We start from the raw sequence: 12,369 nt of genomic DNA, 5'->3' as shown, positions 1-12,369 counted from the left end.
CCAAAAAAGCAAAACCCCCGGCCTGGGAATGGCCGGGGGCGTAGCCACCGCAACGAGGGGCGGTGACGGCTCGCGCTGGGAGGTCGCGCGAGCCGGATGGTCTCGGGCCTAGCGTTTCGCGGGCTGGATCAGGTTAGCCATGATGCGGAAGGCACCAGGCGTCAGCTTGTCGAGCTGATGATGCAGCACGAGGCTAGTGTGGGTGTGCCGGCCCTCGCCGATTTGCGCCGAGAGCAGCGAACCGGTCAGCGGCTCTTCCCCGGCATCGCTCATGGCCAGCAGGGGCACATAGGCCTCGTCCCATTCGGACGCGAAGTAGAGCCCACGCTCCTTGTCCCAATTTGCCCAATCATCCTCAGAAATGGTGTTGGGGTAGTTGAGTAGCGGGTGGTCGGGCGCGAGCACGTTCACCGCCGATTTGGCATCAGTCACGCGATAGCGGATCGAAGGCGAGCCGATCTTGAGGAAGGCCAGCGGCACGGTCTCCGGGTCCCAGCCGTCCGACGGACGGTGGTAGAGCGTCACGAGATGGCCGCCCTTCTTGACCCATTCATGCACGCCCGGCAGCGCGGCCACGAGATCAGGCCGGCGACCGAAGGAGAAGATGCCTACGACCAGGGTATCGAGATCGCGATAGGCACCCGCTTCCATATCGCCCGGCGTCAGCTCGGTGAGCGCAACACCCAGGCGCTTGAGCCATGTGGCGACGTTGTCGTTGCCACCACCGATATAGCCGATCTTGCCTTCCGGAATGATCGCACCGACCGACTGCACCGGTACCGCCACCTCAGTCGGCACCACTGATCGCCCGATATGGGGATAAGTGAAGACGTTGATGGCGTAGGCCTCTTTGCCGAGAAGCTTGGGCGCAATGGTGATGCGTTCCGTGCCGAGCTCAGCCGGCGGCGTCAGGTCGAACTCGCCTGCTTCGGCGCCCGTTTCGCCCTTGGCGGCCATCAACCAGCCTTCGGGCAGGTTGAAGTCGAGGTCAGCCGTCGTGCCGCCCGAAACCACGGCGGTAAACGCCACCGGCGAGATTTCGCTCTCAGTATTGAACACCACCGCATCCGGCTTCAGTTCGAGCGAGGCTTCCGGCAACACGCGCAGTGCGTCCTCGAGGTCCACGTCGAGCACGGCCTTGTGGCCCGCAATCGTCGCCGTCAGACGCACAAAGGCATCGCCATTGCCGCCGAGCGGGTCGAACTGCTCGGTCAGCGGGTTGGTCAGCGCTGCATCATCGGCCACGCTTACCTTGACGCCATCTTCGGCCGTTTCGCCGGTGATGCCAGCGCGGGCGATCACCTCGACAGAGTCCACGGTAATGCTATCGGGCGCATCGACCAGCGCCTTGACGATGATGTCTTCGCCAGGACGCAGATCAGCACCATCGGTAAAGGCACGCACGCGCATACCAGCCGCAGTCGCCAGCGCCAGGTCTACTTCCTTGATCTTGCGATCGAGGCGGTGAGCCACCTGGTCTTCCAGCTCAGCCGGCAGGGTCGAGCGGGCTTCCGAAACAGCCTTGCCGATTTCGACCAGTCGGCTCAACACTTCGACCGGATCGCCATAGTCGGCGAGGGCTTCATCGATCAGCCCCTGCGCATTGCGCAGCGCATCGGCCGCAGCCGCAGGCATGCCGTCGAGTTCGGCAATGTGGCCGACCGTGGCAATGAGACCATCGCGGATGTCGTCTTCGGCCTTGCCGGCTTCGCCATTGGCGGCCCAGGACAGGTTGATCGGCCATTCCGTCTGCGGATCGGGCTGCCAGCGGCCCATGCCCTGCGTCAGGTGGCAGGAACGGGACCATTCGCCCATCTGTGGGAAGGTCGCGCCGGAAATCGGATCGCGCTCGGGTGCACGCACCACCAGCGTCGTCGGCGGGGGCGGAGTTTCGTCGTCATAGACGCCGCCACCACCACCCCATGCCGGCTGGTAGATCTTGGGCACGGTCCAGGTCTTCAGTCCGCCAGCGATCTGGTCCGGGAATTCTTCGGCATTGCCGGAAATGCCGGCAACGATGAAGGTCGCCACGTTCGCGGCACGATGGTGACCATGCTGCCCGCCCACGTCGAGGAAGCAGTTCATGATCACGTCAGGCCGGTACTGACGTACGGCCCAGGTCATGCGCTCGATCACGCGGTCACGGCCCCAGCGGTCGATCGTCTGGTTGGGGTCCTTGGAGAAACCGAAGTCGTGCATGTTGTCGTGGTGGCCCTGGCTACCAAAGGCCAGCGATGCATCGAGGGAGCGCGACGCCTCAGTGATTTCGCGGGTACGCAGCACGCCCAGCACCGAACCGCGTTCCGGCCCGATGGCGTTCTGGCCGCCTTCACCGCGCGTGATGCAATAGAGCACGGGACAAATGCCGTAGACATGGCGCAGGGCCGCCAGCATGCCGCTGGGCTCGTCGTCCGGATGCGCGCCCGTCGTCATCAGCGTCACGGTCGAAGTCAGGCGCTCCAACTGACGATAGAGTTTGACGATAGCCGGCTCGCCCTTCTGTGCGGCGATCAAATCCAGGTCCGATGCGGGCGCAGCCCAAGCGGGAATCTGCGTCGCCGCCAGCAGTGGCGGAACGGATGCAATAAAGGTGCGTCGAGTAAGACGAGTCATGAAATTTCCTCTCCTAGACTGCCCAGGACCCACCCTATCCGGCTCGGCCATGTGACAGCTTCACGACGAACTATGAGAGGCCGAATAACTTAACTCAAGTGTGTTAATCAGGAAAAATACGCATATCGTCGTGATGTGCAGATCGCCCAAAATTTGCCCCGCCGGAACTTGCAGCGAAGGTTGCGATGAAGCGTCGCGCATCCAGGCGCCAAAAGTGATCGTTCAGCAAAATCGTGATCACTCAATAGGAAGGGGTCTTTGCGAGCGCTGGATATGGTCGAAAGTGCGTGGACCCTTCGCATTGGCTCGCGTATCGTTGAGTCTATGGATTGCCTGGTAAACCTCTACTCTCAGCGGATGGCCGCGCTGGCGGCGCAGGTCGAGACTGTCGAGGCAACGATTCGCGTTGCTCTCCCGCCAGAACTGCACATCATCCAGGCGTGGGTGCGGAAGAATTTCAGCGAGTATTGGGTCAGCGAGGTGACGGTCGCGATGTCGCACCAGCCGCCCGGCTGCCTCGTTGCTGTCGTGGACGGCCAGCTCGTCGGCTTCGCCTGCTACGACGCCACGGCGCGGGGCTTTTTCGGACCGACTGGGGTCGCCGAAGACCAGCGTGGCCGCAAGATCGGCCTGGCACTGTTCTATCGCACGCTGACCGCGATGAAGGCGCAGGGCTACGCCTATGCGATCATCGGTTCGGCCGGCCCGGTGGAATTTTACGTCAAGGCAGCAGGGGCCATGCCTATCCAGGCGGACAAGGAAGACATCTATCAGGGGCTGCTGCGCGTCCCACCCAGTTCTCAGGCGGGCCAGTAATGCCGTCGTCAACGCCACTTGCGCTATTCGTCGGTATGCCGGGCTTGGAGCTCTCGGCCGACGAGATTGCCTTCTTCCGCGAGGCCAATCCGTTCGGGCTGTTCCTGTTCCGGCGCAATCTGGACAATAGCGAGCAGGTGCGACACCTCTGCGCCCAGTTCCGTGAGGCCGTGGGCCGCCCCGATGCGCCCGTCTTCATTGATCAGGAAGGCGGACGAGTCCAGCGTCTCAACAATGGCAATTGGCCGAGCTTTCGCAGCCTGGGCGAATTCGGCGCGCTGGCGCGCAAAGACCTGGAGCTGGGCAAGCGCGCCATGCGGCTATCGAGCCAGGCGATGGCGACGTTGATGGCCGAACTGACCATCGACAGCGGCACGACGCCGGTCCTCGACCTTGCCCGCAAGGGCACGCATGACGTGATCGGCCAACGGTCCTTCGGTGATGACCCGGACCTGGTCATCACCATGGCACGGGAAGTCGTCGCGGCCATGCTGGAAGCTGGAGAACTGCCGGTCATCAAACACATTCCGGGCTATGGGCGGGTCACCGTCGATCCGCATTTCGACCTTCCCGTTGTCGATGCTGCGCCTGAGGACTTGCGCGACACCGACTTCCGTCCATTCGTCGCCCTTAGGGACGCGCCATGGGCCATGGTGGCCCATCTCGTCTTCACACGGATCGACCCCGAGCGCGCCGCGTCGGTTTCCCCTGTCGTCTGCGATCTCATCCGCCGTAACATCGGTTATGATGGCGTGATCATCACCGATTGTCTCACCATGGACGCGCTCAAGGGCAGTTGGGCCGAGCGCGTTACCGCGGCGCTCGACGCGGGCTACGATATTGCGCTCCATAGCCAGGGCGATCTGGCAGCCAGCCAGGCTGCGGCAGGAGCAGCGCGTCCGCTCAGCGAGCAAAGTCTCGCGCGGATTGCCCGCGCCCAAGCCAAACGCGGTGCCACGCGCAGCGATGTTGCCGCCCTACACGCCGAAGTCGAGCAGATCTTCAAGGAGAATGGCATCGCCTGAGCGATGCTCAGATGCAGAGGAGAAAAGTAGTGCTGAAGAATAATGTGATCCTGGCGGCTTCCGCCATGGCTCTGGCAATGGCCACCGCGCCGGCCAGCGCCCAGGCGGTACTGACCGTCAGCTCCGAGCAGACCACGACCTGGGTTCGCAACTTCAATCCGTTCAACCAGACCTCTGCCCGCGCCACGACCAAGGACTTCATCTACGAGCCGCTGGCGATCTTCAACCGCTTGGCGGGCAACAAGTGGGAATACCGCCTAGCCGAGAGCTTCGAGCTGGCGGACGACCTCAAGTCGATCAGTTTCACGCTCCGCGACGGGCTCAAATGGTCTGATGGCGAGCCCATCACCGTCGACGACGTGGTGTTCACCTACGACTTCCTCAAGAAGTTCCCTGCCCTCGATTTCAACTCGGTGTCGGCCCTGATGGAGTCGGTGGAAAAGGTCGACGACAGGACCGTCCGCTTCAACCTCATCACGCCCAACTCCTTGATCGCGACCACTATCGTTGCCATGCCGATCGTGCCCGAGCATGTCTGGAAGGACATTGCCGATCCGGTGGCGTTCGCCAACGAAACCCCCGTCGGCTCGGGGCCGCTGACCGAGATCACCCGCTTTACGCCACAGGTCTACGAGCAATGCCGCAACCCCAACTATTGGGACGCGGATAGCCTCAAGGTCGATTGCATCCGCCTGCCGCAGCTTGCCGATAACCCACAGGTTCTGGCAGCGCTGGCCGATGGGACGTTGGACTGGGCGACCAGCTTCGTCCCCGATATCGACAATACTTTCGTGGCCAAGGATCCCGAACACAACAAGTACTGGTTCCTGCCCTCGAGCCTCGTTGCGTTCACGCTGAATTTCGAAGCGCCCGATGAGAACAACAAGAAGGCCTTCACCGACGTGAACTTCCGCCGTGCGGTCAGCATGCTGATCGACCGACAGTCCATCATCGACATTGCCGGCTATGGCTACCCTGTCATCAACGAGGACCCGTCTATGCTGGGCGAGTTCTACAAGGCCTTCGGTAACCCGGAAGTGGCAACCCAGTTCGGCCAATACGGCAAGTTCGACCTCGAAGCCGGCACTGCCCTGCTCGATAGCTCGGGCTATGTCGATGCGGACGGCGATGGCTTCCGCGATAATCCGGACGGGACACCGATCGCCATCGACATCGAGATCCCCAACGGCTGGACCGACTGGATCGATGCGGTGCAGATCGCCATGGAAACCCTCAAGGAAGCCGGACTCAACGTCAAGATGAGCACGCCGGAGGAATCGGTGTGGGCATCCGACCTGATCGACGCCAAGTACTCGATGTCGCTTAACGCGATCGGATCGGCGGCTAACCCCTACTTCCCTTACATTCGCTCGTTCAATCCGGCGGATTTCGGCAAGAGCCGGACCTCGGCACAGCGCTGGACCGATCCTGAAGTGGTTGAGATGCTCAACAAATACACTCAGGTGAAGGACCCGGCCGAACAGAAGTCGATCATGGATGCAATCCAGCTCAAGGTGGCGGAGGCCATGCCGGTGATCCCGGTCTACAATAGCCCCTCGTTCTATCAGTACAGCACGAAGCGCTTTACTGGCTGGGCCAATGCCGACAACCCCATCACCTCGCCGGTGGTTTCCAATGCCAATCCGGGTCGCCTGATCCAGTTGCTGGCGCTGGAACCGGTTGCCCAATAGGCCCGACTGAACTCACGTGAGGACGCGCCCCGGCGCGCCCTCACCCCTCGGCAACCGGATGCCGACCTCGGAGGAACACGTATCCAATGGCCTTTCTGCTCCGGCGACTGGTGTTTTACCTGGCGGCATTCGTCGCTGCGGCGACCATCAATTTCTTCCTGCCACGGCTCATGCCGGGCGATCCGATCCAGATCATGTTTTCCGGCGCAGGCTCCAACCTGACGATGGAAAATCTCAACGCCCTCAAGCTGACTTTTGGCTTCGTCGACGCACCGATGGGCCAGCAATATCTCACCTACATGCAGAGCGTTTTCACCGGCGATCTCGGGCGCTCGGTCAAGTATTTCCCGCTGCCGGTCACTGAATTGCTGGCGCGGGCGCTGATCTGGACCATCGGCCTCGTCGGCAGCGCCACGATAGTCAGTTTCACCCTGGGCACGCTGGTCGGCGTGATGGCGGCCTGGCGCCGCGGCACCGTCTTCGATGCAGTGGTATCGCTGCTCGCGATCTTTTCCAGTTCGGTTCCGGCCGTGGTCATCTCGCTGACCATGCTGTTCGTCTTCGGCTACAGCCTGGGCTGGTTTCCCAACGGCTACGCCGCCGATCCCATGCTCGATCCGGCCTTTAGCTGGGGCTACATTTCGAGCGTGCTTCATCATGGCGCGCTCCCCATGTTCACCATGGTCATCGTGCTCACCGGCGGCTTCGCGGTGACCATGCGCAACAACATGATCAACCTGCTGGGCGAAGACTATATCGTCATGGGCCGCGCCAAGGGGCTCAGCGAAAACCGCGTCATGCTCTGGTACGCAGCCCGCAATGCCCTGCTGCCCACGGTGTCGAGCCTGGCCATTTCCATCGGCACGATACTGGGTGGCTCGCTAGTGACCGAGGTCGTGTTCAACTATCCGGGCCTCGGCAATACGCTTTACCAGGCCATCCTCGCCCGCGACTACCCGGTCATCCAGGGGCAGTTGCTGATCATGACCGCGGCCATGCTCGTGTCCAACTTTGTCGTCGATCTGAGCTATGTGCTGCTCGATCCGCGCCTGAAGAAGGCCTGACCGATGCAGCTCTTCTCTCAATTTCTGCAGAACAAGAAGGCCCTGGTGGGCGTGATCATCCTGGCCCTCATCATTCTTGTCGCCATCTTCGCGCCGTTCCTGAGCGAGCACAGTCCCACTCAACGGGTCGGTCGTCCGCATCAGCCGCCGTCACCAGAGCACTGGCTTGGCACCACGCGCCTCGGCCATGACGTCTTCACCCGCCTGATCCACGGCGCGCGCATCTCGCTCGCAGTCGGCTTTGGCGCAGGATTGATGATCACGCTGATCGGTACGGTTCTGGGCATCATTGCCGGCTACAAGGGCGGCGTGATCGACGAAGTCATCAACTTCTTCACCAACCTGGTGCTCGTCATTCCCAACCTGCCGCTGCTGCTGGTGATCGCGGCCTTCGTGGGTCAGGCAAGCCCGCTGATCATTGCGGTGATCCTGGGTCTGACGTCCTGGGCATGGGGCGTGCGCGTCACCCGCTCGGAGACGCTATCAATCCGCCAGCGTGACTATGTCAAATCGGCGGAGATGCTGGGCGAGCCAAGTTGGCGGATCATGGCTTTCGAGATTTTCCCGAACCTCATTTCCATTGTCGGCATCAATTTCATCGGCAGCGTGATCTTTGCCGTCATCACCGAGGCCACGCTCGAATTCCTCGGCTTGGGCGACCCCAATACGGTCTCCTGGGGCATCATGCTCTACAATGCGCAGAACGCGTCGGCGCTGTCGGTCGGCGCCTGGTGGGATCTGCTATCGCCCTGCTTCGCACTGGCTTTGTTGGGCCTCGGTCTCGCCCTGATCAACTTCGCCATCGACGAGGTCGCCAATCCGCGGCTGCGCACCGGCGGCATGCTCGGTCGCTGGGTTGGCCTGGTCCGCGCTGGGGAGGGCAAGCTGTGAACGTTCTCTCGGTCAGCAATCTCTCCATCGACTATGTCGGCGCACGAACCACGTTCCACGCGGTCAAGAACGTGAGCTTCGATATCGCCCCGGGCGAGTTCTTCGGCCTGGCCGGGGAATCGGGCTGTGGCAAGAGCACCATCGCCTTTGCGATCAGCCGCCTGCATCGCCCGCCGGCGCTGATCCGTTCAGGCAGCAAAATCCTGCTCGACGGGCGCGATGTGCTTGAGCTCGACGATGCCGAACTCCGCAGCTTCCGCTGGCGCGAAGTGGCCATGGTGTTCCAGAGCGCGATGAATTCGCTCAATCCGGTGCTGACCATCGAAGACCAGTTCTACGACGTGCTCAACACCCATACCGGCATGTCGCGATCGGCGGCGAGAGAACGCGCTGCCGAACTGCTAGGACTGGTGGACATTCCGACCGACCGCCTGTCGGCCTACCCGCATCAGCTATCGGGCGGCATGCGCCAGCGCATCGTCATCGCCATTTGCCTGGCGCTCAGTCCCAAGCTCATCATCATGGATGAGCCGACCACGGCACTGGACGTCGTGGTGCAGCGCGAAATTCTGCAGCGTATCCACAAGTTGCGCCAGACGCTGGGTTTCTCGGTGCTGTTCATCACCCACGACCTGGCGCTGATGGTCCAGGTCAGCGACCGCATCGGCATCATGCTTGAGGGCGAACTGGTCGAGGTCAACGCCGCCAAGGAGATCTACCGCTCGCCACGGCACGACTATACGCGAAAACTCTGGGCCTCGATGCCGCGCCTCACCGGCCAGCAGATCGCGCAGGAGGGCGTGCGATGAGCGAGAGCGCACCCGTCATCGCCCTCGACAATGTCTCGAAATTCTTCGGTCGTGCCGAGGCGCGGGTCTATGCGGCGCGCTCGGTGTCGTTTGCCCTCCATCCCGGCCGCACCCTGGCGCTGGTCGGAGAATCCGGCTCAGGCAAAACCACGGCCGCCCGCCTGATCATGCGCGAATACCAACCCGACGAGGGTCGCCTGCTGTTCCGCGGCTCACCGGTCGAGGGCAGTTTGAGAGACTATCGACGCGCGGTCCAGATGGTGTTTCAGGACCCGTTTTCGTCGCTCAATCCAGCCCATACCATCCGCTATCACCTGGAGCGGCCGCTGCGACTGCATCAACCCGCGCTCAGCGGGGCGGAGCGGCGGGCGGCTATCGGCGAACTGCTCACGCGGGTAAACCTCGACCCTGTCTTGATCGTCCCGAAATATCCTCATGAACTGTCCGGCGGACAGCGCCAACGCATCAGCATTGCGCGCGCCCTGGCAGTCAATCCAGAGGTCATCATCGCCGACGAACCGACTTCCATGCTCGATGTCTCGGTGCGCCTGGGCATCCTCAACCTGCTGAACGACATGAAGCGCCAGCTCAAGCTGGCCGTGCTCTACATCACTCACGATATCGCCACCGCCCGCTATGTGGCCGAGGACATCATGGTCATGTATGCCGGGCAGATCGTCGAATGGGGCGAGACGGACAGCGTGCTCGGCAATCCGCAGCACCCGTACACGCGCCTGCTGCTGTCGGCGGTTCCCGACCCAGACCGGCCCTTCACGGATACGCGATTCAACGATGAACTCAGCCGCATCGACGTGATCCGTCGCCAGTCCGCGATCGGTCAGCCTGAAACGCGCGAGGTTGGAAAGAACCACTTCATCCGCCCGATGCCGGCGTAGTCAACGGCGCAATCAGATGCGGCGAAAGGCCGTGGGTTCGCCGCCGCCCCGGCTGATCGTGCGCGCGACGGCCTCCGCAAGCGGCTCGACGACTACGGCCATGTAGTAGGCATTGGCGTGGATGATGTCGGTCTCGCTGGTCATCATCGCCACGTGACCGCGCCAAAATACCAGGTCGCCGCGTCGCAGAGTCTCGACCGGTTCTCCCATCGCGGCCTGCTGGTCACTATCGCGCGGACAGGTCCGGCCGCTGGCATAGAGCGCCTGCTGCACCAACCCAGAACAATCGAGCCCCAGACTCTCGCGCCCGCCCCATTGATACGGCGTGCCGACGAACCGCTCGGCAACCGCCACATAATCCGGTTCAGCCTGCCCGATCGGAGCAAGATGCTCCTCGACAAACCAGCCGCCGGCCGTCTTCACAAAGCGCCCTTCCTGCCCCTCGGCGGCGACCAGGGCGTTCATAGAATAAAGCCCGGTCGGCGGTGCCTTGATGCTGGGCGTGCTGAACGCATAGGTGCGGAGCGCGCGAACCGTATGGGTCGGCGTCGTCGGCGAGCCACCCAACGCGGCGGCGTCAACATAGCCGACATACCCGTCGCGCACGGCCTGACCGAAGGCCCATCCATCGGCCTCGTCCAGCACCTCGAAGCGCTCACCAAACAGCAGTTGATCCAGCTGTTCGCCGCTCGACGAGGGTTCTCGGCGCACCGCGGTGGAAGCGACCACCGTCTGGCGGGGCCAAGTGTCCTGATAGCGATCCGCGGGGATAATCCCCTCCAGGGACCGGGCTGCAAGGCCGTCGCGTATCAGGGTAAGCCGCGGGTCAAACAAGATAGGCCTTCGGAATGGTGCTGCACATGCAGCGACGCTAGCCCATCAGCCGGACTCTGTCACCCAACGGCAGGCCGCCAGGCGCGTGCTAATCTTCGTGCCGTCCCGAGCCGTTGCGCGCCCGCTCGAAGCGCGTCATCCCCGGAAATTCCGGCAACCAGCCCTCTCGTCGCACAGTCCAGCCTTCGTAACGCGGCGTGAACTGGTCGGGCGCATCGAGCGAGCCCAGATGCACCTCGACCTCGTCGTCGCTGCGGGCAAAGACCGACGAGCCGCAGCGGGGGCAGAAGTGACGGCCTTGGTAATTATGCGTCTCGCCCGTTATCTCCACCGCGTCCTGCGGGAAGATGGCTGCGGCGTAGAAGAGTGCGCCATGATGCTTGCGGCAGTCCAGGCAGTGACAAATCCCGACGCGGTATGGGCGTCCGGTTGCCACGACACGCACATCGCCGCAAAGGCATCCGCCAGTGACTTGCTCCATGCCGTACCTCCCAAAACCAGCAACGGCTGGGAGATTACAGCTTGGCCGACGCAGTGCACAGCACACTTGATGACATCATTCACTCTCTTGCTTCGCGTCGGTACTGCCATTACGGCGAACCTGCGCCCTCAACTCGACGACACAACGGCCTCTACACGAGAAGTTGACTTTCTCACCGGTCAATGACAGCCTCCGCCTGAGCGGAGTGTGCCGAAAAATCTTGCCGCTCATTGTCTTGCGTCGAGTCTGTTCCTGCACTGAGTCACCAAAGGGGTGATGCGAGGAGCGTGGCCGTGCGAACGACCCTACTACGGCATGACGGCCGCAAGGGCCGGCTGGGACATCACCTGATCGGGCTGGTCCCAGCGCCTCAAGCTCCCCTACCGGATGGGAGGTGAGAGCGCGATGGTCGTTGCTGTCATGTTGGTCCTGATTGTCGTTGGATCCATCGTGTTTCATTTCGTCAGCCCGTGGTGGTTCTCGCCGCTGGCATCGAATTGGGGCTATATCGACGACACTACCGTGCTTACCTTCTGGATCACCAGCCTGGTATTTTCAGCGGTGCTGCTGTTTGTCGCCTACTGCCTGTTCCGATTCCGCCATAAGCCGGGCCGCAAGGCTGCCTATGAACCGGAGAACAAGCGGCTTGAGGGGTGGCTGACCGCCCTCACCGCGGGCGGCGTCATCGCGATGCTGACGCCCGGGCTGTTCGTCTGGGCCCAGTTCGTCGAGGTCCCCGAAGAAGCGACGGATGTGGAGGTAATCGGCCAGCAATGGCTGTGGAGCTTCCGGCTGCCGGGCGCCGATGGCAAGCTCGGTGCTGCCGACAACCGCCTTGTGAACTTCGAGAACACCCTGGGCGTGAGCCCAGACGATCCCAATGGTCAGGACGATGTGCTGATCGAGGGTGGCGAGCTCATCATTCCCGTCGATCGCCCGGTCCGTTTCCTGCTGCGCTCGATCGATGTGCTGCACGACTTCTATGTCCCGGAATTCCGGGCGAAGATGGACATGATCCCGGGCTCGGTCACCTATTTCTGGGTGACGCCGACCCAGACCGGAACCTACGAAATCCTTTGCGCGGAACTATGCGGGGTCGGGCATTCCTATATGCGCGGCGTCGTGACCGTTGTCACCGACGAGGAATATCAGGAATGGCTGACGTCGCAGGTGACGTTTGCCGGCCTTTCGTCCTGAGCGCACGCGGAGGAGCTTGAATACCAGGCCGCATCAAGACGGCCACGAAGAG

Annotated in this window: 11 protein-coding genes; 8 read left to right on the top strand and 3 right to left on the bottom strand. The window is 62.4% G+C overall.

What is annotated here, in order from left to right:
- Positions 1–108: 108 nt before the first annotated feature.
- Entirely contained in the window at positions 109–2,613 is a 2,505-nt protein-coding gene (locus MF606_RS09040) for a PIG-L family deacetylase (RefSeq protein ID WP_240233463.1), read from the bottom strand.
- 324 nt (positions 2,614–2,937) lie between these two features.
- Here MF606_RS09040 and MF606_RS09035 point away from each other — a divergent pair, with 324 nt between their 5' ends.
- The 7 genes from MF606_RS09035 (at position 2,938) to MF606_RS09005 (ending at position 9,805) form a co-directional block, all read left to right on the top strand.
- Positions 2,938–3,429: a GNAT family N-acetyltransferase gene (locus tag MF606_RS09035; protein ID WP_240233816.1), complete on the top strand. Its 492-nt coding sequence runs from the start codon at positions 2,938–2,940 to the stop codon at positions 3,427–3,429.
- On the top strand, positions 3,429–4,454 hold the full coding sequence (nagZ, locus tag MF606_RS09030) for a beta-N-acetylhexosaminidase (RefSeq protein WP_240233462.1): 1,026 nt from the start codon (positions 3,429–3,431) through the stop codon (positions 4,452–4,454). Before MF606_RS09035 ends, nagZ begins: the two co-directional genes overlap by 1 nt.
- 65 nt (positions 4,455–4,519) lie before the next feature.
- Entirely contained in the window at positions 4,520–6,145 is a 1,626-nt protein-coding gene (locus MF606_RS09025) for an ABC transporter substrate-binding protein (RefSeq protein ID WP_420842259.1), read from the top strand.
- Between the two features lie 86 nt (positions 6,146–6,231).
- Positions 6,232–7,209: an ABC transporter permease gene (locus MF606_RS09020; protein ID WP_240233461.1), complete on the top strand. Its 978-nt coding sequence runs from the start codon at positions 6,232–6,234 to the stop codon at positions 7,207–7,209.
- 3 nt (positions 7,210–7,212) lie between these two features.
- Entirely contained in the window at positions 7,213–8,100 is an 888-nt protein-coding gene (locus MF606_RS09015) for an ABC transporter permease (RefSeq protein WP_240233460.1), read from the top strand.
- Positions 8,097–8,909: an ABC transporter ATP-binding protein gene (locus tag MF606_RS09010; RefSeq protein ID WP_240233459.1), complete on the top strand. Its 813-nt coding sequence runs from the start codon at positions 8,097–8,099 to the stop codon at positions 8,907–8,909. The genes MF606_RS09015 and MF606_RS09010 overlap by 4 nt, the downstream gene beginning before the upstream one ends.
- Positions 8,906–9,805 (top strand): ABC transporter ATP-binding protein, encoded by a 900-nt coding sequence (locus MF606_RS09005; RefSeq protein WP_240233458.1) that lies wholly within the window; start codon positions 8,906–8,908, stop codon positions 9,803–9,805. Before MF606_RS09010 ends, MF606_RS09005 begins: the two co-directional genes overlap by 4 nt.
- A 12-nt stretch (positions 9,806–9,817) precedes the next feature.
- On the opposite strand, the gene MF606_RS09000 is transcribed toward MF606_RS09005, so the two are convergent.
- On the bottom strand, positions 9,818–10,639 hold the full coding sequence (locus tag MF606_RS09000) for a C40 family peptidase (protein ID WP_240233457.1): 822 nt from the start codon (positions 10,637–10,639) through the stop codon (positions 9,818–9,820).
- An 88-nt stretch (positions 10,640–10,727) separates the two neighbouring features.
- On the bottom strand, positions 10,728–11,120 hold the full coding sequence (locus tag MF606_RS08995) for a GFA family protein (RefSeq protein WP_240233456.1): 393 nt from the start codon (positions 11,118–11,120) through the stop codon (positions 10,728–10,730).
- 405 nt (positions 11,121–11,525) lie between these two features.
- Between MF606_RS08995 and MF606_RS08990 the strand changes: the two genes are divergently transcribed.
- On the top strand, positions 11,526–12,317 hold the full coding sequence (locus MF606_RS08990; RefSeq protein ID WP_240233455.1) for a cytochrome c oxidase subunit II: 792 nt from the start codon (positions 11,526–11,528) through the stop codon (positions 12,315–12,317).
- Positions 12,318–12,369: the final 52 nt, after the last annotated feature.

The organism is Devosia lacusdianchii, assembly GCF_022429625.1.
Lineage (GTDB): Bacteria > Pseudomonadota > Alphaproteobacteria > Rhizobiales > Devosiaceae > Devosia > Devosia lacusdianchii.
The sequence above is the reverse complement of the archived record's forward strand: the minus strand, read 5'-3'. Positions and strand labels throughout refer to the sequence as shown.